Raw genomic sequence first — 25,553 nt, forward strand, 5'->3', positions numbered from 1 at the left:
GCCTTTTGTTTTGATCTATAGGTACTAGGTGTTAATAAAGTTCATCACATACATAACTTAAGCAATATTTACTAGCAGGTTCTTCTTCCCGCACCATCCATCTTCCATTAGTAAAATCAGGGATTGCAATAGGTTGACTGCCAAGGGCAATGGATTGCTCAGATAGAGTGCTGATACACATCCAAGAAGCTATGTCGTATACATCGATAGGTACTTCAGTACCGGCTTTTGCACATTCGAAGAATGCTTTAAGAACAAGCCAGTCCATGCCACCATGTCCACCTTGTACACCTTCTTTAAGAAATTGTTTCCAAAGTGGGTGGTCGTATTGCTCTCTATATTTTTCTACATTGTTCCATTGTTCTTGCCACTTGAAGTCATAGGCATTATGTTCTCCATCTAAGAAGAGAGACATATTGTCTTCCATAAAGATAGCTTTTGTACCTTGTACTTGGAAGCCTCTAGAGTAAGCACGAGGAAGTGTTGTATCTAAAGTAATGACAATGGTTTCACCATGTACACATTTGATCATGGTTGTGATGACGTCACCTTGCTCAAAATGTGTATGCATAAGTTCAGTATCGTCAGATTTATGCTGTTGAATGAAAGCATTCATGCCTCTTGCCTTAGAAGACATAGAAGTAAGAGAAAGCATGCGGTTGCCTCTGTTAATGTCTAAAACTTTGGCAATAGGACCAATTTCGTGAGTTGGATAGTTTTCACAGTTGCGGTTTGCATAGTTGACTAAGCGGTAATGCCTATTTTCTTTTCCATAGCCTATTTCACTTCTAAGATCGTGACGGTAGCCGCCTTGACAGTGAACAACTTCTCCAAAGATACCTTTTTTCACCATGTTAAGTGCCATAAGTTCTTCACGGCCATAACAGCAGTTTTCAAGCATCATACAAGGTACACCTGTTTTTTCGTAAGCTTTAACAAGATCCCAACATTCTTCGATAGAGTAAGCGCCACCTACTTCTAAGCCAACATATTTACCCGCTTCCATGGCTTCGATGGCGATTTGAATATGGCCCATCCAAGCACTTGTAATAACAACGGCATCTACTTCAGGCATTGCTAAAATCTCTTTGTAGTTTGTTGTAGCGACAGGCGTATTACCATGCGTTTCTTGGATTCTATTTGCTGCACCTTCTGCACGGTCAGAATAGGTATCACATACTGCTATGACATTGATATCATTCATGTGTAAAATAACGCCATCGAGAAGGCCACATCCTCTAGCGCCTGCACCAATTAATCCGATATTAAGAGTAGTTTTCATGGTTAAATTCCTTTAATTTGTAAGGTGTTTTGAAATTTCTTTGTTAAGAGTACTTCTAAAGTCTAAAAGATAAGTAGCATCATGAGGGTAGCTTGAGAAAGTAATAGGAGTCTCAAGAGAAGCTTCCATAAGCCTTAACACATGATCTTTAGAAGTGAGTGAAGCAAGGAGCTGCATCGCACGTAAGTCGTAAAGAGCTTCTGTAAACACTTTAAGTCTAATAGACTCTACAGGTCCATTTGCTCCAGGGTAAACTAAGAAAGCATCACCAGAAGGAAAGGCTGAACCTGCATCAGTTACGCAGTAAGGATTAATAGCTTCTTTAGAGAATTGTGAGTTATAGAAGTTATAGCCCCATTGTAAGAAACCTGCGATATCATATTTAAATAGTTGTAAGCCGATGATTCGGTTGCGGAAGCTTGGAAGTGCCATAAAACGATTGCTTACTTGATCTGCTTGCGCACAACAGTAGTATGTCCAAAGAGTTGGTACGCCTGCATCAATAAAGGCATGAACATGGTCGTTGCTTGGAATTGGATGTTTAAGCGCACCTGTTTGGTAGAATTCTAAGTTAGAAAGCGCATCAATAATAGGATAATTTTCTAAATGTTTTTCTACTAGACTACAAGCAAATTTGTAGTTTTCTAATTGATCTAAACCAGGTTCGTCAGAAAGATGGAAGTAACATTTATCTTTGAGGTCATGAGCTTCAAGGTAGGTAGTAAGTTGTGGTAAAAATGTGTCTAAGAATACTTTGTAAGATGGATCTTTAGCTAATGTATCCCAACCAAAGATTTGAGTCATTTGACCCTCTACAGTAGCCATGATTTTAGGAATAGCAAAAGCACCCCATTGAGTGAAAAGATGTGACATTTCAAAGTACTCAATCCCTACACGTTGAGCAATTTCAATCCAGCGACCTAATTTGTCAAAGTTAAAGCTATACTCACCGTTGTTTACAGTTACATCAATAAGTTGAACAGTAAGACGTTCACCGCCTATTTCAGTATCTAAAGGAGGTGTAAATAGAGGAGTTAAGATCATGTTGATACCATGTTTGCTCGCTGTGTGCATAAAGGATTCAACAAGTTCCCAATATCTTTCAGAGAATACATCCACTTGATAGAAGTTAGCTATGCAGTCGGTATGGAACCATTCGGTATGTACAAGTGTTTGTTTTGGAAGTGCGGCATCTATAACTTCTAAGTTGAAAGTTTGGCGGCTTACTTCTGTACCGCTTGCATCTTTAAGTACAATAGTAATAGGATGGTTACCTGCAGGAAGTTCTGTAGAACCGTCTACTTCAAACCATAGACTACGCCATTGGTTAGGTAAAATTTTAATTTTGTTTTCTTTTAATGGTTCAAGTACATCAGGAAGTAGACCTGGCATACTTGTAAGGTAATCTTGGTCAGGGTTTGGTGGACTTGGATAGTTAGAAGGTACAAGACCAACAGATTTAATGGTAATAGCAGTTGCAAGAGGAGAGTCCACGTAAATAGTAACGGGACCTCTCCAGAGCCAAGCGTGTTCTGTGCTTTGATAAGCAATTTGGAAGTTGAAAGACTCATTTTTTAAAATAGATGGTTGTTCTACAAATGTAGAAACAGGTTGTTGGGTAGGTAAAACTTTTTCTAAAGATGAAAGCAAGATTGTAGATAACATATAAAAGTATCTCCTTAATATCTTTTTTAGTTGTACAAAATTTATAATAATAGCTTATCTTGATTATAATCGTATAAAAATTAAGCGTCAATAAAAAAATAGGCAAAAAAATATTAAAAACATAAAAATTTTTACTGTTTTTTTATTGGAATCATAGTAAAATAGAAATAACACACATTCTAGGAGGTAAGAAAATGTTACAAAATACACTATTAGAGCGCTTGGTAAGTACAGTACCTACTCAAAGACACCTTGATTGGCACGAACTAGAATTTTATGCATTTATTCATTTTGGAATTAATAACTTTTATGATCGTGAGTGGGGGAATGGTAAAGAAGATCCAGCTAAGTTTGATCCTTCTGAACTAGATACAGATCAATGGGTACAAACTATTAAAAGTGCTGGAATGAAAGCAGTTATTTTAACTTGTAAACATCATGATGGATTCTGCTTATGGCCAAGTGCATATACCGAGTTTAGTATCAAAAGCAGTCCTTATCAAAAGGGTAAAGGTGACATTGTTAAGGCCTTATCTGAGTCTTGTCAAAAATATGATATGAAATTTGGTGTATATCTTTCACCATGGGATCAAAATAATGAAGCCTATGGAGATTCAGAAAGATATGATGACTATTTCATCAAACAGATGACAGAGCTTTTAACTAATTATGGCCCTATTTTTAGCGTGTGGTTTGATGGAGCATGTGGAGAAGGTCCGAATGGTAAAAAACAAATTTATGATTGGAAAAGATACTATGCATGTATCCGTGAGCTTCAACCCAATGCAGTTATTAACATTTCAGGACCAGACATTAGATGGTGTGGTAATGAGGCAGGACATTGCAGAACATCTGAATGGAATGTTGTGCCAAGTCGTTTGGCAGATACGAGTTATGTGGCAGAAAACTCACAACAAGCAGATGATGAAGCCTTTAGAGAAAGACCTATTACGTCTTTAGACGAAGATCTAGGTAGTCAAGAAGTATTAAAAGATGAGAAAGACTTTATTTGGTATCCTGCTGAAGTGGACACATCTATTCGTCCGGGTTGGTTCTACCATAAACATGAAGATGACCAAGTAAAGAGTTTAGAAAAACTTTTAGAAATTTACTACAACTCTGTAGGTGGCAATGCTTCTTTACTTCTCAATATTCCAGTAGATAATAGAGGGCTTATTCATGAAAATGATGCAAAACGTTTAGCTGAGCTTGGTCAGTATATTCAAGCAGCATTTGCATCAAATGTAGCACCAACAAGTAAAGTAAGTTCAAATTGTGAGACACAAGAAGCTTATGCAGTGGAAAATGTCTTAACACAAGATACCACATATTTCAAGCCAGCAACGAATCAAGCACAAGTTACTTTAAGCTTTGAATTTGATAAAGCTTATGTGATTAATCACGTTGTTTTACAAGAACAACTTACAGAAAGTCAACGTATTGAAAGTTTTGAAGTTTGGGCAGAGCAAAAGGGTCAAATGGAGAAAGTCTATACAAGTACAGTAGTAGGTTCAAGACGTATTTGTAAATTTGATGCTGTTACAACAGAAAAAATTGAAGTGCGTATTACAGATTCAAGAATCTACCCTACACTTAAATTTGTAGGAATCTATGAAGCAAACTAATAATAAGAAGACAGTAAATTAACTAGAAGACAATGACGGGGGAATAATTACAGTGAGTTTAAACAAAGAAAAATTAATCGGATATGTCCACACACAAGATTTAAAGACGGTAACAAATGAGGATGCAAGAAATTTAGACATTATTAACATTGCTTTTGGACACATTCAAAATGACCTTATCGTATGGGGAACTTTTGATGTTGTAGAGCAAATGGAACGTTTAAAAGAACTTAATCCAACACTTAAATTTGTTCTATCTATAGGTGGATGGAGTGCTGGTGGATTTTCTGAAGCAGCAGAGACTGAAGGTAGTAGAAAATCTGTTGCAAACAGTGCATTAAAATGGATTACAGAGTATGGATTAGATGGGATTGACTTAGACTGGGAGTATCCATCTTATACAGTGGCAGGTATTAAAGGCTGTAGAGAAGACAAACAAAACTTTACACTTTTACTGAAAGAAATTAGAGAAACGCTTGATACAGTAGATACTTCCTATATGCTAACGATTGCAGCAGGAGGAGGAAAGTACTATTTAAAAGGTGTAGAAATGGCTGAGGCTATTAAATACTTAGACTATGTACAGTTAATGACTTACGATTTAAGAGGTGGTTTCCAAGTGCTTACTGGACACCATACTAACTTATATCCTTCAGAACTTGATTTGTTTGATTTTAGTACAGCTGAGGCAGTAGATGACTTTATGCAAGCAGGTGTGCCAGCAGATAAGATTGTAATAGGAGTAGCCTTCTATAGTAGAATGTGGAAAGGTGTGCCAGATGTGGATCATGGCTTCTTGCAAATGGCGCAAACAGTAGGGACATATGGACCAAGCTATTGCAAACTTGTAAACGAATATGTTAACAAAAATGGTTTTATAAGATATTGGGATGATGTAGCTAAAGCACCTTATTTATTTAATGGAGATACTTTTATTTCTTATGATGATGCAGAATCTATTCATCATAAAATAGCGTATATGAAAGAAAAGAAATTAGCAGGGATTATGTACTGGGAATACTGCACAGATACAACAAGAACCTTAACAGGTGTAATGAGACACGAAATTGAGCAATAGGTAATAAATGATTTTAATAAGGAGAATAAGACAATGCAACAATGGTTTACAGATGCTAAATTAGGAATTTTCATTCACTATGGAATTTACGCTGTAAAAGGCGTATCAGAATCTTGGTCTTTCTATCACAATAGATTAACACATGAAGAATACTTAGATCAATTAAATGGGTTTACAGCTAAGAACTTTGACGCAGATAAATGGGCAGATCTTATTGAAAAGTCAGGCGCACGTTATGCAGTACTCACTTCAAAACATCATGATGGTGTGGCGATGTTTGATACACAATATAGTGATTTAAGTGTAGTGAAACGTTCTCCAGCAAAACGAGATATTGTAAAAGAGTTTAATGCAGCGATTCAAAAAAGAGGCATTAGAACAGGTGTATACTTCTCACTTATTGACTGGTCACATCCAGACTATGCTAGTGTATACCCAGGTGGACAAGTACCAGAAGACTTAACAAGTATGAATAAGTACACCGGTCCAACAGATGGTATACAAGATGAAGCAAGGTGGGAAAACTTTATTCAATTTAACCGTAACCAACTTGGTGAACTGCTTACTAACTATGGTCAAGTAGATTTACTTTGGTTTGATGGAGACTGGGAAAGAAGTGCGCAGCAATGGGGCTTACCGGAGTTTAAGACCTATTTACAAAGCTTCAACGAAGATATTATCATCAACTCACGTTTTTGCGGACATGGGGACTACAAAACTCCAGAACAAGGTATTCCAATTACACGTCCAGAAGGTGCATGGGAATTCTGTACAACAATCAATAGATCATGGGGTTACCAACCAAGAGATACACACTACAAAACATTAAAACAAATTCTTAGAATGTTTACAGACTGTATTAGTATGGGCGGAAATATGCTTTTAGATATTGGACCAATGGAAGATGGTACGGTTCCACCACAACAAGAAGAAATTTTACTTGGGCTTGGTAAATGGATCCATGAGCATGAAGAAGCTGTATTTGATACAGAAGAAGGCATTATGCCACGTTACTGGGCGGGTGGGAGTACCCTTTCAAAAGATAAGAAAACACTTTATCTTTTCGTACATGATACACCACAAGAAAGCTTATGCTTAAAGGGGCTTTCAACACCTATTAAACGTATTAGTGTAGTACACTCTGGTAAAGAGTTAACCCATGTAATTCATGGTGGTGTGCCTTGGTTCAACATCCCAGGGACAACATGGATTAATATTACACCAGAAGATGCACATGAGCATATTACGGTTGTAAAGGTTGAGCTTGAGGATGAAATTGACATGTATGGTGGTTCGGGAGCAGTTGTGACACATAACTAAATTGTTTATAATAGAAGAGAAATGAACAACTAGAAATGTTGAACTAGAAAGTAGGCGTAGCACATGTTAGTAAATAACGAACACAAACAAATTATTGAAGAACGCTTTGAGGCAGTAAGAGAAGCAGCTAAACATAGAGAAGAGGAGCTCTTTGGTGTACTTAATCAATGTACAGAAGATGAAGCTATTTGTTTAAAATACCTTTATGCCTTCATGCCAGAGCAAGACCTTGCAAACCATGATGGTGAACTTTTCTTGAAATTTGTAAGACATGCTCTAAAAGTACGTCAAATCGTACCTTGGGGAGATAAGCTTACAGGTGGTTTATTCTTAAACTATGTACTACAATACCGTATGAGCAATGAAAATGTTGAGTTTTATAAAGATGACTTCTTTGAGGAGCTTTACCCACGTATAGAAGGGAAAAGTATGAAAGAAGCAGCGCTTATTATCAACTACTGGTGTTTTGAAAAAGCAACTTATCAAACAACAGACTCAAGAACGACTTGTCCACTTACAACACTTCGCAATGCATATGGAAGATGTGGAGAAGAATCTGTGCTTGGCGTAGCAGCTTTTAGAAGTGTAGGCATTCCTGCAAGACAAGCTTATACACCAAGATGGGCACACTGTGATGACAACCATGCATGGGTAGAAGTATGGACAGATGGAGAATGGCACTTCTTAGGTGCGTGTGAACCAGAAGCTACACTTGACTCAGGTTGGTTCCAACTTTCAGCTTCTCGTGGGATGCTTATTCAAAGTAAAGTATTTGCAACTACTGTAGAAAATGAATTAATTACACGTCAAACAGACAGTGCAACAGAAGTTAATACACTAGACCGTTATGCAGCAACAAAAGAGATTACAGTTACTGTACAAGATGCTGAAGGCAATTTAGTTGAAGGTGCACACGTAAGATTTGAAGTTGTAAACTACTCAGAGCTATTCCCACTTACAGAGATTGTAACAGATGCTAAAGGGGAAGCTAAGTTTGTAACAGGATTTGGTGACTTAGTAATCTATGTACATAAAGATGGCGTTGCAACATACGACCAAATTGATGTACGTTTAGATGATATGCTTACAGTGGTATTAGAAGATAAAGCACGTACACATGGTAGGGTAGAAACGATTACACTTGTGCCACCAAAAGGTGCATCTCCAGATGAAAATGCTATTGATGAAGCAACACGCAAAAATCATGAAGCATGTCACCAACATGCGCTTAAAACGAGAAAAGCTTTTGTTGAGACATTCTTTTTAGGTGAAAAAGCAACAGAGTGGGCAAAAGATTTTGCACCTTTTGAAGAAGGTGTAGAAAAACACTTAGAGTCTGCGCGTGGAAACTACGAAGAGATTCAAGCTTTCTTCAAAGATGAGGAAACTTACAATCTTCTTGAATACAAGGTAAAAATGCTTAATACTATGAAGACAAAAGATTTATCAGATACAAGCTGTGAAATCTTGAAAGCACACCTTCAACATGCACTACAATTTGCAGATGACTTTGAAGAAGAGACTTTTGTGAAAGGTATTTTAGCACCTCGTATTGCAACAGAAAAGATTACGCCATACCGTCAAGGATTAGAGGTATTCTTTGATGAAGAGGCAAAAGTTAACTTTAAACAAAATCCAAGAAGTATTTATGACTATGTAGATGAGTATATTGCAACTGCTACAAGTGCACAAAATGTTTACTTATGTGCACAACCAGTAGGTATGATGAAGGTAAGACTTGGACATGTGGCATCTAAAAAGCTTCTCTTTGTAGCTCTTTGTAGAACATTTGGTATTCCAGCTAAATTAAATAAAGAAAATGGGAATATGAGTTACTTCCAAAATGGAACTTGGATAGAGATTGAAGTGGGTGTAGCACAAGAAGAAGTTGTGAAAAATAGTACACTAACTTTAAAAGCAGAAGATGATACTGTGTATGAATATATGAAAAATTACACAGTAGGTCGTTATGTGGGAGATGTTTACCGTACACTTTACTTAGGGACAGGTGAATGGGTAGATGGATCTGTAAGTTATCCAGTAGAAGCTGGGGAGTATCGTATCGTTACGGTAAATAGAGAAGCAAGTGGTACGGTTCATGCAAATCTTTACTATGTTGATGTAAAAGAAAATGAAACAGTAGCGTTAGGCATCAAGCTTGCTGAAGTAAATAATGCACATCAAAAAGAGATTATTGTAAAAGAAGCGACTTTCATGAATGCAAATGGAGATGTATGCGAGCTTTCAGAAGTGACGCAGGATACAAGAAACATTGTAGCCTTCTTAGATGCAGGTGCAGAGCCTACAGAACATCTTCTTAATGAAATGATTGAAGCTAAAGAACAATATTTAGAGCTTGAACCAAGTGTTGTACTTGTTGTAGAAGAAGCTAAAGATTTAGACAATCCAACACTTCAAAAGACAATAGCAGCGTTACCATTTATCAAAGTGTATGTAGGTTACAATAAAGAGGATTTAACATATCTTTATGAGGACTTTGAAATCTTAGACAAAAAGTTACCATTGGCGTACGTTATGAACAAACCAATGATAGCAAGTATGGCTATTGCAGGATACAATGTAGGAATTGGAACAATGCTTCTTAAATATTTAGAAGCAAAATAGGCATTGATAAACAAAGGGCTAAGGGCACAAAATGCCTTTGGCCCTTTGTTTAATTCTAGCATAGATTAAAGGGGGCGTTGCAAATGATGGACTTACACTGTGGATTGGCAAATGAAATGTATAAGTATAGTTATGGGAATTACAACCCGTGGCAAGTACCTTTTGGGGAACAAGAGGATATTCAACTGGTGTGTGGAAAAAATGATAGAGTAGCCACTCAACTTTTGCTTTATAGCAAAGAAGAAATGATGGTAAGTTTAGAAGCTTCACCAGCTTTTTATAAGGTATATCCAGTGCCTACAGTAAGAGTGGAAGTAGAATCATGTATAAAGGGTTTACAAGTCACAACTCAACTGGTGGAGTTGGTAAGGGATGATGATGGAAACTATAAATCAGAAGTTCTTTTAAGCAAGGGAAAGAAGTTCCAAGAACGATTGAAGGTACAGCCGACTTGGATTGAACTTGCGACAGATGATGAAGTAGAGGCAGGAGAATATAGTGTGACAGTGAAGGTTTATGTGAGTCATTTGTTACAAGATGAAACGCTCTATAGGACACTTCGAATCAAGTTACGAGTAATGGATGTAAGGGTGCCAAGTTTGCATGAAGGCAAGTTTTACTTAGATTTATGGCAACACCACACCTCTTTAGCGAGGACTTATGAGGTAGGACTATGGAGTGAAGATCACTTTGCATTGTTGAAGGACCATTTAAAGGTGCTACAAGAACTTGGACAAAAAGCTATTACTATCATTGCTTCAGACATTCCGTGGTCAGGGCAATGGTCTACTTATTATAGAACCAATGCATCAGATACTTTTGAGTACAACATGATAAGTGTGAAGAAGAAAGCTGATGGTACCTTTGGTTATGACTTTAGTGCTATGAACCGTTATGTACAAATGTGTTTGGAGATGGGTATAGATGGAGAGATTGAAATCTTTGGGCTTCTAGGTATTTGGACAATGGAAGATGCAGGCTACACAAAAGTGATAGAAGATAGCCAAGATGCTATTCGTATTAGATATTTAGATGAAGTGACGGGGACATACTGCTATATTCGAAAAAGAAAAGAACTAGAAGCATATATTCGTGCAATAGATGAGAATATAGTAGCTAGTGGCTGGTCTCATTTGGCAAAAGTAGTGTGTGATGAACCTAATGACCCAGCACACTTTAAGCATGTGCTTAGTGATTTACTAGAACTTATGCCACATGTGCAGTTTAAAGTGACTATTTGTAGTATGCAAACAGTATTAGAAGACCTGCCAGGGGTGAATGATTATGTACTTAATTTGCCACTTATTTTGGATAGACCAGACCGTATACAAGTTATTCGTCAAGAAAAGAATGTTAATATGAGTTATTATGTAGCCATTGATCCCAAATGTCCCAATACGTTTTTAAGATGTTATTTGGCAGAGGCAAGATTCTTGCCTTGGCTTTCTATGTTGATGGACATGGATGGTTTTTTAAGATGGGCAATATGGCTTTGGCCAAATGAGCCTTTTGACTTTGAGAGTTATCATTATCAAAAGTTCAAAGCTGGGGGGACACACTTTGTTTACCCAAGTAAAAGAGGCAAGCCACTTTATAGTCTGAGATATAAAAATTTGCAAAAAGGTATTCGAGATTATCTTATTTTCCAGATGTATGCTGAAGCTTTTGAGGGGAAAGAAGAGGTACATCAGGCAATTAAAAGCATTATGAAAGTGAAGCAAATAGAAGAGATGGCAGGAAGGTATAGAAAGAATGCTGATGAAGTATTGTCTTTAAACTATTGGGAGTACGAGAAGGTTGTTAATCAGTTTATGAGTCGATTAGAGACATTAGTAAAATGAGAAAAGCCTATGAAACTTAATCAAAGTTTCATAGGCTTTTCTGTATAGAAATCTATAGTTGATGAGTTCTAAATCTTCAAATCCAATACGATGACCCTCTAAGCGTGTGCAAGAAATTGCACCACTGAAATGAGGATAGAAAATACCACAGTCTCCGGCAGGAAGTTGTGATTGGAAGTCATTGTTGTAGTTGGTATACGCCTCAGTATTCATACAAACACAAGATTGTTCATAAGGATTGAATTTGAAGAAGCTACTGCCCCAATGGAGGAAACCGTCCACTTCATAGAGGGAAGCTACCCAACCAAAGAGTACAGTGCGTAATCTTTCCATATCTAAAAGTCTGTTAAGGTAAGGACCGGTAGGTTCTAAACAAGTATAGACCAATACACGCTCACCTTCAGTGATGCGTGTATTGTAGAAGTCCAGGTCTTGTTCATAATCAGCAACGTTAGGGCACCAAACGGTATTTTGTCTGCCGTAATGGGCTAATTTGAAATAAGAAGTAATGTGTTCTAGCCACTTATCACTCCATGGTAAGCAGCAGTGTAAGTTAGCGACATTATTAAGGTTGATCCAGTTTACATATTTGTGAGAGTCTTTGCCACATTCAGGGACAGATACCGGATAAGCTCCAACTAGAAGTGTGACTTTTCAGGTAGTCTGACCTATTGTAATAAGGATATCCCATTTTTGCTCAGTATAAGTCTTCACATTAACAAGTGTTCTAAAGGCTACAGCTAGTGATGTTCCTTTAGCTTGCAATATATTACGCATAGGTTTTAGTGCTTCGTAAATCATAAAAGGTGCCCTTCAGATAGTGTAAGGGTTGTAACGTTTGTCAAAACATTCTGTACGCGTATGGATGCCTGTGTTTGATTCTACAGGAACAGGTACTAATTCGAAGAATTTGAAATGGTCATAAGGTGTGTGCCAGCGAAGCTGTTTGAGGCGCTATGTACTTGATAAAACTGTTGGACAGATGAAGCATCTGTATCAGGATATAGAGCATCTAATTCATCAAAAATACCGACTTTAAAATATGAAGTTGTCACTGTAATAATCTCCATTAGGTAACGTGAAAGTTTATTTAACTATTAAGTTCTGCTAATGAATCTGTTACAAATTGGTCCACTGTGATTTTCCATTCTTCTACCTTGTGTAGATCACTTTTACGAGCAATTTGTGCAAAGTGTGCAATGCGCTCAAGTTGTTGCTTGGTAGAGCCATATTTGAGGACAATACCAGCATAGTCAATAGGAAGGGCTGCAACTTGTACACGTAAAAGTAAGTCTTCATTTGCTGAGACACTTGCTTTAGCACGTTCAAATAACTGAGTATACTGATTAAAAAGTTTTTTTGTTAAGAAAGTTTTTTTGGCATCTAATGGGCCACCAAAGATATCTAAGCGGTGATTATGTTTTTCTTGTGCATCATGGATAGTCTGAATGTATTCTAAGATATAAGGTGCAGCGTCTTGGTAGTACCCTTGACAGAAATCTTTCATATGTGATTCTATGTCACAATGTGGATCCCAAGCAAGTTTGGCTAAGAGATAGCTACGTAGGTCAGACCATTCACCACCTATTTCTCGGTTGCATTGACTAAAGAGGAGTTTAACCTTATTTTTAACGAAAAACTCCATATTTGGTGCCAGTGTACGTAAGTTAGGGAAGGGGCTGACGAGACTTCTAAATTGGATGTTGTAGTCCCAAAGTGAAACGTTGTCAGAAATACTTGCCCAAAACTCTAGTTCGTCCTTGCTTTCTTTGCAACTTGGGTCTGTAGAAATAGGAAGACCGCGGTTAGCTTCAATATTGCAGGTCATAATATGTACATTTTTTGCTGGGCGGGTATGTTTGGGTGGCTTCCTTGTGTACCAGTAGGCTAGGGTAGATATAACTTTGTCTGGAAATTCTGCTGCTACTTGGTTAACAAAGTTGAGGACAGAGCCCATTGGACTTTCATCATAGGCATCTATCTTTTGGCAATGTTCACAAGTACAGTAGTTGGCATCATCATTTTGACTTACAGACCAGTAGAGACATTCAGGTTTTTCATCCATAAATTTTCTGAGATTTTCTATCATTACTTTTCTAACTTCTGGACTGCTTAGACAAGGCTCGCCTTGGGGATGACGCTCTCCTTTAAGTAGAGCGAAGTATTCAGGATGTTCCTTGAAGTATGTGTCGCTTGGGAGTAAATTTTGGAACGAATGGCACCAAAATCCCCAACCCTCGTGAACTTTACTTTGGGCAGCTTTGTGTTTTTCGGCAAAAGCTTTGTTTTCAAAGTTTTTGTAATACACTTCACGGTATTCGATGGAAGGAATATAAGCATAAGCCTCTATCTCAAGCGTTAAGTTAGGTATATGAGGGATATAGTCTACATCGGGTGTGAAATAACGACAACCTATAACTCTTTCTAGGAAGTCATAGATGGCGTAGACAAAAGCTTGTTCATTTTCAGCAGTAAAGATAAGGGTTGAGTGTCCAAGGTCTTGTTGGACTTCATAAGCGAACCCGTTATGTCCGTATTCGGATGAAACTGCAAAAGCAATCGTGTAAGGTAAAGTGGATGAAGTTTCTAGTGTAAAAGGTGTATTGGTGACTTTTGTGAGGTAGTCTGCAAGGAGTGTGGCTGCACGATTGCTAAGTGCATCGCTTTGAATGGTGCAAAGTGGTTGCTGATCTTTCGTCATTTCAAAAAGCATGATAATGCCTCCATAAGGTTAATTTGTAGTAGGTAAAGTTTTTATACTTGTTTCAAGTGTTCCATCTTGGAAAGTAGTTGCGATGGTAAGGCGTGCACCATCAAAGTCAGAAAGCATACAGTTTTGAACAGATAAGCTTAAAGTGTCAGGTGTAGTTGCTTGGTAGTATACTTCATAGACAAAGTAGTCATCTTCTTTTAATGTAGGAACAAGAGTAAGTGGTAAATCGGAAGTGAGTTCTACTAAGTCTAAGTTGTGGTGTGCATCATCTTGTTGCTTAGCTCTTAAGGTAACAGCGTTATTATGTTCAAATCCAAGTATATGTAGGTTGAGCAAAGCAAAGCTATTAGGTTTAAGTTTCAAGGTTAATAATTTATACCACTCATCTTTGTGAGTTATATTGAGGTAATGTCCCATAGAATAAGTTGGGAAACGGTGAACCTTGCTAATAGCTTGATGGTCATATGATGCAGTATTTTGCATAATGGCTGGTAAATAGCAACTTAGGTTATGACAAACAATATCTCCTTTTTGCTCTGTGAGTAGATAAAGTGCTTGAGCCTGATTGTCGTAAGTAAAGCAAGAATAGCCATCATTACTTGTGTGAAGCACTTCTGCAATGGTATTCCAATGAATATAATCATCTGTCACCATTAAAGTAAGTTTGCTACGTTGCCAAGAAATACCTGTGTGTTGTGGTGTAGCATAGACGCAGTACTCTTTTTGGTTAGGAGCGGTGAATTTAAGTAAAGGTGATTGACAGCCGCCAAGTTCATAGAGTGTGTTATTAGAAGTGTGAGGAGTCCAAGTTGTTCCAAGGTCTGAAGTTGTGTAGAAGCCTCTAGCGTCAGTGAGTGGCGTACGACATGAAATGAGGATTTCGTTTGGCTTATATTCAACAATAGAACTTTCGGAAGAGTAGGTCTCAATACGTGTTTCGCTTTGGTGCCATGTTGCACCATGGTCTGTAGAGTAAATAATGCCTGCTGTAGAGCGAATGTTAGTATGAGGTGGTACCCAGCGTTGAATAGGTATAACAAGCGTTCCATTTTCTAATTGAATACCATTGCCTGGGCCTTGCAAGAACAAATTACACGCATCATCATAGAACTTTTTGAGACTGATTTCTTCAGACCAAGTTTTGCCATCATCGTCAGAATAAGCATAAACCAAATCTTGCATTTTGTTATTTTCAGAATCTAAATGCATATGTAGGTCAAGGGCTAGAGCAAAGAGAAAGATGCGGCCTGTTACATGGTCTACAACAATGCAACCATCCATTTTACGGGAGTGGTCTTTATGAATGCCACGTCTGTGATGAACGACTTGTTTATCTATCCAAGTCTTTCCTCCGTCTTCGCTTCTTGCAATGCCAATATCGATAAGATTGTAATCTGAAGAATCTACATAACGAATATCACTTCCTGCTATAAGAGTCCCCTTTTTTGTAATGGTCATAAAAGGAATACGGAAGTAGTGAGCGTTGAAGTCGTTATCATGTTCAAAAACAAGAGAACTAGGTAAAATATTTTGTGAAAACATTCTGATGCCCCTTTCAAAAATAGCTATAATAATCCTATAATAAAATAAAAACTAAAATTTTACTACAAAAAGTTAAAAAAATATATGAATTACACTAACTTTAATGTAATATAAATCTTATGTATACAAAACTGACAATAAAAAGGAGTTTTTGGCATGAAAAAGCAAGCGTTAGTGAACATTTATCATTTTATTAGAAAATCAACTTACAACGATGGTGTTTTTACGTGGGAAGATTTCGATACTTTAAAAAATGAGATGGATATTCTAAAACAACATCAGCTACCAGCTACTTATGCACTTAAGCATGATGCTGTTATGGATGCACAATATACACGACTTATTAAGTCTATGGTAGACGAGAAAGATGAAATAGGAGCATGGTGGGAAATTACACAGGAGATGGCAGATAAAGCAGGCGTAACATGGAAGGGCTGTGATGTGATCGACCTACATGTAAAAGCGGGATACTCTCTGGCTTATACACCAGAAGAAAGAAAAAAACTTATAGATGTTTATATGAAAGACTTTAAAGAAGTCTATGGATACTATCCAAAAACAATTGGTTCTTGGGTTATGGACATTGTATCCTTTGAGTATGCCAAAGAAAAGTATGGTGTAATTGGTGGGGCACTTTGTAGAGATCAAAAAGGAATTGATGGCTTTACTCTTTGGGGTGGATATGTCAATGGTGCCTACTATCCAAGTAAAGTTAATGAGAACATACCTGCTCAAAGTCATGAGATGCAAGTGGATATGCCAATCTTTAAGTTATTGGGACCGGACCCAATCTATAACTTTGAAGCGGAAGTTAGAGAAGGTGCAGGTGGCATTTATACATTAGAACCAGCTTGGACTTGTGGACAGTCTGAAACATGGGTGAAGTGGCTCTTTGACTGTATTACGAAAGAGGAGCAATTAGGTTATGGTTACACACAAGCAGGGCAAGAAAATAGCTTTATTTGGGGTAATGTAGGTGATGGATTTGAGATGCAAATGCGTCACATTGCCAACTTGAGAAAAGAAAATAAAATCCGAGTAGAAAGTCTTAGAGATTCATCTCTTTGGTTTAAAAAGAAGTACCAACTGACACCACCTGTCACCTATACAGCAACAAATGACTGGAATGAAACGTTTGATTTAAAAACCACTTGGTATAGCAGTCGCTTTTATCGCAGTAGCTTAATGCTAGATAAGGGGGTACTTAGTATAAGAGACTTATACATATTTGATGAGCAATATCCATCTCGTTATTTAAATAGTGCTATTGATAATAATGAAAGTATATTTGATGCATTACCAATTCTGAATGCATGCTACTGGAGTACAAAGGAACAAAGAGCAAGCATTGAGTTTGTAAATCTGACAACAGGAGAAGTGATTGCTGGACAAGAAGTGACATTTGAGGGGCAAGAAGATGATAAAACTTGGATTGCAACATGGACTATTCAAGAAGGTCAAAAACTTGTTATTACCCATACAGAAGCCAAAATACATTTTGAACTTCAACAAGAAGGACAAGCAGGATTAGCGTGGGGAATTAGAATCAATACGCTCCCTGTTCTAAGAGAAATTAGAGATAATCAACTCATTTGTGAGCATGAAAACTTTACTTATAAGATGGAAGTAGAGGGGGCTACATGTATGCAAATAGAGCAGCAAGTATTTATTACACCTGTAAATGATGAATGTAGCTTTATTATGAATGAAAGTGAAAGTGTAAGAAGTTTAGAAGTTTTCCAAACAAGGTACTTAGAAGATTCAATAAGCTTTGATGCAAAGGTGGAGGCAACTGTTGAAATTGATTTAGATAAAATAAGTAAGATTAAACTTATTAAACCAATTCTGTCTCACCGTGCAAAGGTGAAACAATATGATGAGATTGTATATTGCACAATGACAGATATTAATGAGGAAAGTGTTATACATTATACACTAAATGGAGAAGAACCAACTGGGGAGTCTTCTAGATATACAGAACCTATTGAAGTAAAAGATGACTGCGTTATTAAAGCGCGTGCTTTTAAAGAAGGACGTATCCCGAGTGACAGCGTAGAAGCTAAATACTTTAATACGTTACCAATATTAGGAATAACAAGTGAAACACAATTTGATCCACGAAAAGTTTTTAACCGAAATGGCGCAAATGATTTAATAGATGGAGAAAAGGGTAGCTTAAACTATGTAGATAATTGTTGGCTCATTACGACAGACGTATTAGATGTTGTACTAGATTTAGGTGAGGCGCGTAAAATAAAAGGCATTAATGTAGGGTTTATGCAAAGTAAGAGATCGGGTCCATGCTATCCAGAGTACGTGACCTATTACGTATCTAAAGACGGTGAACATTTTGAAGAAGTCTTTACACAAAATGTACATGAAGAAAGTGGAGATCCGGATATAGAAATTAAAGATATAGTGGCTGCGATTAATGTAGAGGCAAGATATGTAAAAGTAAAAGCAAAACCGTATAAGTTCTATTTCATTTTTACAGATGAAATCATTATTCAAGGAGTATAGAGAAGTAAGGTAACAAAAAGGTTAAAGTAAAGTTAAAATAGATAATTATAAATGAAAAGAATGAAGAAAGTAAAATTGAAATAAAATATTAAGTAAATAAGTTGGTAAAATACCAGAAATCAAAAAGGGAGTGATTTCTGGTATTTTTGTAAGTAAATCTAAAAAACAGCAATAAAAATACTAAAAATTTCAGATTTATATTGTAAGTTTCATCTAAATGTTGTAAAATATACTTAAATTACAAAACAAAAAAGTTATTTTTTGTGTAAAAGTGCAGTTTTTATTTTAGAAATATAAAGATTGGATTTACTTAACAATAATAATATTTTACTAAAAAGTTGCAAAGCCATTAGAGTGCATAGTGGTGAAAAGTATGATTTTCTTGATAGAGACAATGGATAAAAGCACTGTAGTTGTCTTATGGAGTATAAAAAGGATCTTAATTGAAATTCAATGAAGATAAATCGAAGCTTATTATGAAAATATACTTGAATAACAAAACATAACGAATCTGGGAAAAGTATATTTTTAGAGATGAGTAAAACATCATGAGGAGGTAGCAGAAGATGCTAAAGAAATTTTCTAAAGTACTTGCGCTAGGATTGGCAGGAACAATAGCTCTAACAGGTTGTTCAGGGGGGAAAGGTGCTGAAGCGGGTAATGATGCAGCAAAGGGAGATAAAAATGAACCAACTGTAATCCGTATTGGATCACATGCGGGGAATGGAATGAATCCAGACTATAAAGACCCTATAACGGGTGAGTATAGCATGAGTGAGATGAACAGAGAAATTACAATCCAAGCAATGCAAAAAGTAAAAGATGAACTTAATGTTCAAATCGAATGGGTGCAATTCCCTGGAGATACAACAGAAGTACTTTTACAAAGTGTAATGGCTGGGGACCCAGTTGCAGATATTGTTAACTTATATGCAAATTCACAAGGGATTATCTTAGGGCAAAATGTCCTTCAACCATTAGATGATTACATGGAATACTTTGCAGAAGGCAGTGAAATTCCAGCACCAATCTATGGCAAACAATATTTCATTGAAGTAGCAGGTGGGAAAACACATCCATTATCACCATTATTTTATAACATTGACTACATTGAACAAGTTGATGCTTTAAAAGAAAATGGCAAAACAATTTATCCAACAGACCTTTACAAAGATGGGAAATGGACATGGAGTGTATTTGAAGATTACTTAGCTAAAATCAATGCACACTATGCAAACAGCCAAGGTCCAGAAAGACCAGAAAAAAGAATTGATGCATACAGAACGGACTACACAGAAACACTTATTCAAGCAATGCATTCAGCAGGTGGAAGTATCTACGGTGATGAAGGTCTTGGTATAGAGTCAGAGGGGACAAAACAAGCTGTAGCATATGTTGAAGGTTTAATCAATAAAGGATTACTTCAATGTGATATTACAGAAGGCACAAGTAATAGAGCATACAATGCCCAAGGTGCACCATTTGACATGGGTGAATCAGTATTTGTAAATATTGAAGACTGGCGTTCATCAGGAGCAGCAGCAAAAGCAACTGAACGTGGACAATCTTTAGGATTTATTCCTTTCCCAAGACCAGATCATATGGCATTTGATGATCCAAATTACAGACAAGTTCGTACAGGTGGAGAATCATGGGCAGTACTTCGTGGTGTAGACGAAGCTAAAATTCCTTTAGCAATTCAAACATACCAAGTATATAATGCTGAAAGAAGTAGATTAGAAAAAGAAATGAATGGAGGTGCAGATGAAAAACCACCAATTAGAATAGGTATTGACTTATTCCATGAAGAAATTGGTGCAGATATGCAAGATATTTACTACTCAAGTATTGAAAGAACAGAAGTAAATGAATTATCCAACATGACAGGAGTTTACTGGGACTTCATGAAACTTGCAGGAGATTCAATCTACGGTGTAGATGGTTCACCAAGTTATGAAGTAGCGGTAGAAGCTAGAAAAGCAACAATCACTGACAAAATTGCTCAAGTAGAAGCAACATTAAATAGTACAGAAGTAAAAGATAATATTGCACCAGCTTTCACACAAGTAGAAGAAGGTAAAACATATGCATTTGCTAAAGGCACAGACCCAGCGTCAATTGATTGGGCAAGTGAATTTACAGTAGCAGACAACATTGATGGTAAACTTGATGCAGCAAATGTTAAATTTGATTCATCAGCAACAGATTTCAATACAGTTGGTCTTTACAGCAAAGGTGTTGTAGGTACAATCTCTGATTCAAATGCTAATGAAGGTAAACAAAATATCAACATTACAATTTTTGATGATAAAAATACAACAGCTCCAACACTTACAATGAAAGAAGAACTTAGAACAATTACTGTTGGTGAAGAATCAGCAAATATTAACTGGGCTAATGACTTCGTAGAAGTTGCTATAGATAAAGATGGCTTAGACCTTAAAGCAATGGTAGTAGCTGATTTATCAGAAATTGATACAACAACAGCAGGTACATACAATGTTACAATCAGTGTAACAGATTATGCAGGGAACGAAACAGCTCAAACAATAGAAGTACAAGTTGTAGCTGAGTAAAAAAGTAATTAGTCATATTAGGAGGCGAGGCAATGAATAAGAAGCTTATAGGAAGCTTAATATTATCATTGGTTGCCCTTGCTGCCATTGGTTATAGCTATAAGAGTGCTAATGACTCAAAGCAAGGTGTGTATACAATAGGCGTGCCAACAGATAGAGAAGTATTCTATGAAAGTACATATGCGTCTTACTTAAGTTCTAACGGGTATCAAGGGAATATGTCAAAAGGTGAAGTTGTAGTCGATGTGAATAACTATGCGGCTACAGATGGCACTCGTGTAACGACGGACCAAGAAGGTGTAACAACACCTGAACAAGGGAAAGTAACATGGCAGTTTGACGTTAAAACACCGGGGTTTTATAACTTAGAAGTAGGGTATTTACCTGTAGAAGGTAAAAACTCTACTATCGAAAGAAAAATGTATTTAGATGATCAAATCTACTTTAAAGGGATGGAGCAATTAAGCTTTAGCCGTGAATGGGTAAATGAGACATCTGAAATTGAAGTTAGAAACAATAATGAAATAAGACCCAATACCATAGAACTTAGAAATGAAAAAAATGTATTCGTAGAAGATGCACAAAGAAGAGGATCAGAACCTTATAAGTTTTACTTATCAGAGGGGACACACACACTTACTTTTGAATCTATCAAAGAGCCTGTAAAAATTACAGAACTTGTGTTTAAAGCAGACGAACCACTCCTTAGCTATGAAGAAACTATTAACCAACTACAAGGAACATACCCTCTTTATGAGGGTAGCCTTCTTGTAGGGCAAGCAGAGCGCAATGAGGGTATTACAAAAAATGTATTAAAATCTTCAAGAGCAATACTCATGAATACTAACTACTCAAGTTCAAGAATAGAACCAGCACATCCGTACAACCTAGTGTTCAACACAGTTGGAGGAGATAGCTGGAAGACACCGGGAGATGGTATTACATGGGAAGTTGAAGTTCCAGAAGCAGGACTCTACCAAGTTTCATTTACGGCAAGACAAAGTGCTAATAGAGGTGGAGTATCCTACAGAAAATTATTAGTAAATGGTGAAGTACCATTTAAAGAAGCAAATAGTATAGGTTTCCCATATAGTACAGGATTTAAGAACTATGTGATAGGAGATGAGAATGGAGCATATTTAATTCCACTTGAAAAAGGTGTTAATTCCATTACGTTAGAGACTGTACTTGGTCAATTTGATAGAGCGACTACAGAGGTTCAAGAAAGTTTATTTATCCTCAATGAAACTTATCGTAAGATCATTCAATTAACAGGTACGGTACCAGATAGTTATATTGATTATGAAATTGAGAAGAAACTTCCAGAAGTTAAAGAGATCTTTATAGAAGAATCAGAAAGACTTGCCAATATACTAGAAGAAGTTATTAGTATTACAGGAGAAAAAGGTGAAGATGCTGTTGTCATTGATAAGCTTGCTATACAACTTGAGCGACTTGCAAAAAAACCAGAACTTGTTGTTAAAGAACTGGGACAACTTAAAAATAACATATCTTCACTAGGTCTATGGAATATGGAAGTAGCAACTATGCCACTTGAAGTAGACTCTCTTACACTAGGGGTTGAAGGTGCAGAACTTAAACAGACAGAAGCAGGGTTTATAGAAAACTTTGGTTATGAAGCACAAAGATTCTTAGCAACATTTATAGTAGATGAAACACAAATGTCTGGAGAGGTAGACAAAAAGCAAGAATCAATTAAAGTGTGGATTGGTACAGGACGTGATCAAGCACAAGTTATGATGAACTTGATTGAGGAACGCTTTACACCACTTACGGGTATTAATGTTGAGTTAGAACTTATTCCTGAAAGTGTTATCATTCCTGCTACACTTGCAGGACGGGGACCAGATGTTGTGACAGGTATCACAGAGCAACAAGCAATGAACTTTGCGGTGCGTAATGCGCTTGTAGATTTAAGTGAGCTTGAAAGCTTTGAAGAGAAGTATGCAGACTATGAACCAAGTGCATTTGAAGGAATTACATTCCAAGAAGGAATATTTGGTTTACCAGAACAACAATCTTTCATGATGTTATTCTATAGACAAGATATCTTAGATGAACTTGGACTTGAAATTCCTCGTACATGGGATGACGTTAAAGCAATCATTCCAATTTTACAAATGAATAACTATGACTTCTATATGCCAGCAGGTACAGCGGATCCAAATGGAACAATGTATGCATCACTTGTATTCCAAGGCGGAGATGATATGTATCTTGGACAGGGGAATAACTATGGTATAGAAACAGGGTTATATGAAAATGGCCCAATGCAGACTTTCCAAGAGTATACTCAGTTCTTTACAAGCTACCATTTACCAGTAGCAGCAGACTTTGCTAACCGATTTAGAACAGGAGAAGTGCCAATGGGTATTTCACCTTATACGACATATAGTCAGCTTCAAGTATCAGCACCTGAAATTCGTGGTCTTTGGTCATTTGCACCGGTACCAGGAAAAGTGCAAGAAGATGGTACAATCAATAATACTTTTGTATCAAGCACAACCCAATGTATTATGCTTGATCAAGCAGATAATAAAGATGCTGCTTGGGAATTTATGAAATGGTGGACAAGCGAAGAAATACAGCTTCAATACGGAACAACTATTGAAGGGATTATGGGACCTGCTGCACGTTATCCAAGTGCAAACGTGGATGTAGTAGAACAACTTCCATGGTCAGTAAAAGATGCTGATTCATTAAAAGAACAATTTAGAGCGACAAAAGGATTGCCAGAAGTACCAGGGGGTTATATGACCGCTCGTATGGTAAGTTACGCATTTAAAAATGTTGTAACAGATGGACAAAATCCAAGAGAAGCACTGTACTTAAATGCTAAATCAATTAATGATGAGCTCACTAAAAAACGTAAAGAATTTAATTTATCAACTGTAGAATCAGAATAAATTTAATAAGGAGGGTAGCATGGAAACAACAACAAATAAAAAAGGGCGCCTACCCTTAAAGGAAACTTGGAAATTACATAAGGAAAAATATTTACTCATTATACCTTTTGCGATTATTTTCGTGATCTTTAACTTAGTGCCTGTACTTGTAGCTATGGGACTTAGTTTTACATCATTCAACATGTTAGAAGCCCCAGATTTTGTTGGACTTGCTAACTATATTGAGCTTTTGGCAAGAGATGAAGTTTTTCTTATAGCCGTTAAAAATACGTTATTACTTGCTTTTATTACAGGGCCTGTAAGTTATCTTATGTGTTTCATCTTTGCGTGGTTAATTAATGAATTACCACCTAAGCCTCGTGCAATCTTAACACTGATTTTTTATGCACCATCAATATCAGGGAACGTATATCTCATTTGGAAGTTAATCTTCTCATCTGATATGTATGGTTTTGCCAATGCATGGCTTATGAAGTTTGGAATTATTGATTCACCAATTTTATGGTTTGAAAATGCAGATTACATTTTACCAATCTTAATCGTTGTTCAACTTTGGTTAAGTCTTGGTGTGAGTTTCCTTGCCTTCATTGCTGGGTTACAAACAGTAGACAAATCACTTTATGAAGCCGGTTCTATGGATGGCATTAAAAACAGATGGCAAGAGTTATGGCATATTACATTACCATCTATGAAACCACAACTTATGTTTGGTGCGGTAATGCAGATTACTAACTCGTTATCCGTATCTGCTATATCCATGGAGCTTGCGGGATTCCCATCAGTAGATTATGCAGGTCATACCATTCTTACTCACTTACATGACTTTGGTAATGTAAGATTTGAAATGGGATATGCAAGTGCTATTGCAACAGTATTATTCTTCATCATGTTAATAGCCAATATCGTCGTTCAAAAAATGCTAAGAAGGGTTGGGGATTAGTATGCACGCACTACAAAAAATTAAACAATCAATTAAAAGCAGGCAATTTACACGTAGAAATAGAAGTGTCGGTGGCGACCTTGGGCTTATGCTTCTTCTTGGAGGATTTGCACTTTTTAGTGCCTATCCTCTCTTATACGCAATCAATAATGCGTTTAAGCCAATGAGTGAGCTCTTCCTATTCCCACCAAAGTTATTTGTTCAAAACCCGACTTTAAGTAACTTTTTCGACTTATCAACGATTATCGGTAACTCTTGGGTACCATTTTCAAGATATATGTTTAATACACTCTTGATTACAGTACTAGGAACTTTTGGCACAGTGCTTTTCGGAACAATGGCAGCTTATCCACTTGCAAAGTATAAGTTCCCAGGTTCACAGGTAATGTCAAATATTATCGTTTATGCCCTTATGTTTAATGGGTCTGTTACAGCTATTCCTAACTACATTATTATGAGTAAACTTGGAATGGTAAATACTTACTGGGCAGTTGTTTTACCAGTTATTGGTTCAACTCTTGGGCTTTACTTAATGAAAAACTTTATTGTACAAATTCCAATGGCACTTATTGAGTCAGCCAAAATAGATGGTGCAAGTGAGATGAAAGTCTTCTGGACTGTTATCATTCCACTTTGTAAGCCAGCTTGGATTACCCTTTGTATTTTATCTTTCCAAACACTTTGGGGAGCAACAGGTGGTAACTTTATTTATTCAGAAAACTTAAAACCAATTAGTTACTCATTATCTCAGATTATTGGAGGAGGTATTGCAAGAACAGGGGTAGCATCAGTTGTTTCATTAATTATGATGGTTGTACCAGTTACTGTCTTTGTAATTTCTCAATCTAATGTTATTGAGACTATGGCAACATCAGGTATGAAAGACTAATGGGGGTGAG

16 protein-coding genes are annotated in these 25,553 nt (G+C 36.8%); 10 read left to right on the forward strand and 6 right to left on the reverse strand.

Features of this window, described 5'->3' with window-relative positions:
- Positions 1-31: 31 nt before the first annotated feature.
- A complete protein-coding gene (locus RRY75_RS02250; protein WP_332492238.1) occupies positions 32-1,282 on the reverse strand; it encodes a Gfo/Idh/MocA family protein in 1,251 nt (416 codons plus the stop codon).
- Between the two features lie 12 nt (positions 1,283-1,294).
- Complete coding sequence (locus RRY75_RS02255) at positions 1,295-2,947, reverse strand: DUF4091 domain-containing protein (RefSeq protein WP_332492239.1); 1,653 nt, start codon at positions 2,945-2,947, stop codon at positions 1,295-1,297.
- Between the two features lie 194 nt (positions 2,948-3,141).
- Between RRY75_RS02255 and RRY75_RS02260 the strand changes: the two genes are divergently transcribed.
- The 5 genes from RRY75_RS02260 (at position 3,142) to RRY75_RS02280 (ending at position 11,436) form a co-directional block, all read left to right on the forward strand.
- On the forward strand, positions 3,142-4,572 hold the full coding sequence (locus RRY75_RS02260) for an alpha-L-fucosidase (RefSeq protein ID WP_332492240.1): 1,431 nt from the start codon (positions 3,142-3,144) through the stop codon (positions 4,570-4,572).
- A 52-nt stretch (positions 4,573-4,624) separates the two neighbouring features.
- The gene (locus RRY75_RS02265) at positions 4,625-5,650 is read left to right on the forward strand and encodes a glycoside hydrolase family 18 protein (RefSeq protein ID WP_332492241.1); all 1,026 of its coding nucleotides are present in this window, start codon (positions 4,625-4,627) and stop codon (positions 5,648-5,650) included.
- 3 nt (positions 5,651-5,653) lie between these two features.
- Positions 5,654-6,970: an alpha-L-fucosidase gene (locus RRY75_RS02270; protein ID WP_332492249.1), complete on the forward strand. Its 1,317-nt coding sequence runs from the start codon at positions 5,654-5,656 to the stop codon at positions 6,968-6,970.
- Positions 6,971-7,033: 63 nt separating this feature from the next.
- The gene (locus tag RRY75_RS02275; protein ID WP_332527749.1) at positions 7,034-9,595 is read left to right on the forward strand and encodes a transglutaminase domain-containing protein; all 2,562 of its coding nucleotides are present in this window, start codon (positions 7,034-7,036) and stop codon (positions 9,593-9,595) included.
- A gap of 83 nt (positions 9,596-9,678) precedes the next feature.
- Complete coding sequence (locus tag RRY75_RS02280; protein ID WP_332527748.1) at positions 9,679-11,436, forward strand: DUF4091 domain-containing protein; 1,758 nt, start codon at positions 9,679-9,681, stop codon at positions 11,434-11,436.
- On the opposite strand, the gene RRY75_RS02285 is transcribed toward RRY75_RS02280, so the two are convergent.
- The 4 genes from RRY75_RS02285 to RRY75_RS02300 form a co-directional block, all read right to left on the reverse strand.
- Positions 11,425-12,012 (reverse strand): DUF4091 domain-containing protein, encoded by a 588-nt coding sequence (locus RRY75_RS02285; RefSeq protein ID WP_332715580.1) that lies wholly within the window; start codon positions 12,010-12,012, stop codon positions 11,425-11,427. The two genes, RRY75_RS02280 and RRY75_RS02285, sit on opposite strands and share 12 nt — an antisense overlap.
- Positions 12,013-12,090: 78 nt before the next feature.
- Positions 12,091-12,237, reverse strand: coding sequence for a hypothetical protein (locus tag RRY75_RS02290; RefSeq protein WP_332492246.1), 147 nt, complete (start codon positions 12,235-12,237; stop codon positions 12,091-12,093).
- Between the two features lie 289 nt (positions 12,238-12,526).
- On the reverse strand, positions 12,527-14,149 hold the full coding sequence (locus RRY75_RS02295; RefSeq protein WP_332494286.1) for a DUF4838 domain-containing protein: 1,623 nt from the start codon (positions 14,147-14,149) through the stop codon (positions 12,527-12,529).
- A gap of 18 nt (positions 14,150-14,167) precedes the next feature.
- On the reverse strand, positions 14,168-15,691 hold the full coding sequence (locus RRY75_RS02300; protein ID WP_332494287.1) for a sialidase family protein: 1,524 nt from the start codon (positions 15,689-15,691) through the stop codon (positions 14,168-14,170).
- Positions 15,692-15,847: 156 nt separating this feature from the next.
- On the opposite strand from RRY75_RS02300, the gene RRY75_RS02305 reads away from it, so the two are divergent.
- The 5 genes from RRY75_RS02305 to RRY75_RS02325 all read left to right on the forward strand — a co-directional run bounded on the left by RRY75_RS02305 (position 15,848) and on the right by RRY75_RS02325 (position 25,543).
- Positions 15,848-18,211 carry a chitobiase/beta-hexosaminidase C-terminal domain-containing protein gene (locus tag RRY75_RS02305; RefSeq protein WP_332494288.1) on the forward strand — a complete coding sequence of 788 codons (2,364 nt, stop codon included), beginning with the start codon at positions 15,848-15,850 and terminating at the stop codon, positions 18,209-18,211.
- Positions 18,212-18,777: 566 nt separating this feature from the next.
- The gene (locus tag RRY75_RS02310; RefSeq protein ID WP_332494289.1) at positions 18,778-20,787 is read left to right on the forward strand and encodes a hypothetical protein; all 2,010 of its coding nucleotides are present in this window, start codon (positions 18,778-18,780) and stop codon (positions 20,785-20,787) included.
- 32 nt (positions 20,788-20,819) lie between these two features.
- The gene (locus RRY75_RS02315; protein ID WP_332527758.1) at positions 20,820-23,714 is read left to right on the forward strand and encodes an extracellular solute-binding protein; all 2,895 of its coding nucleotides are present in this window, start codon (positions 20,820-20,822) and stop codon (positions 23,712-23,714) included.
- Between the two features lie 19 nt (positions 23,715-23,733).
- Positions 23,734-24,654 (forward strand): carbohydrate ABC transporter permease, encoded by a 921-nt coding sequence (locus RRY75_RS02320; protein ID WP_332492144.1) that lies wholly within the window; start codon positions 23,734-23,736, stop codon positions 24,652-24,654.
- A gap of 1 nt (position 24,655) precedes the next feature.
- A complete protein-coding gene (locus RRY75_RS02325) occupies positions 24,656-25,543 on the forward strand; it encodes a carbohydrate ABC transporter permease (protein ID WP_332492146.1) in 888 nt (295 codons plus the stop codon).
- The last annotated feature ends 10 nt before the right edge of the window (positions 25,544-25,553 follow it).

The sequence above is a fragment of the Niameybacter sp. genome, from assembly GCF_036655075.1.
Lineage (GTDB): Bacteria > Bacillota > Clostridia > Lachnospirales > Cellulosilyticaceae > Holtiella.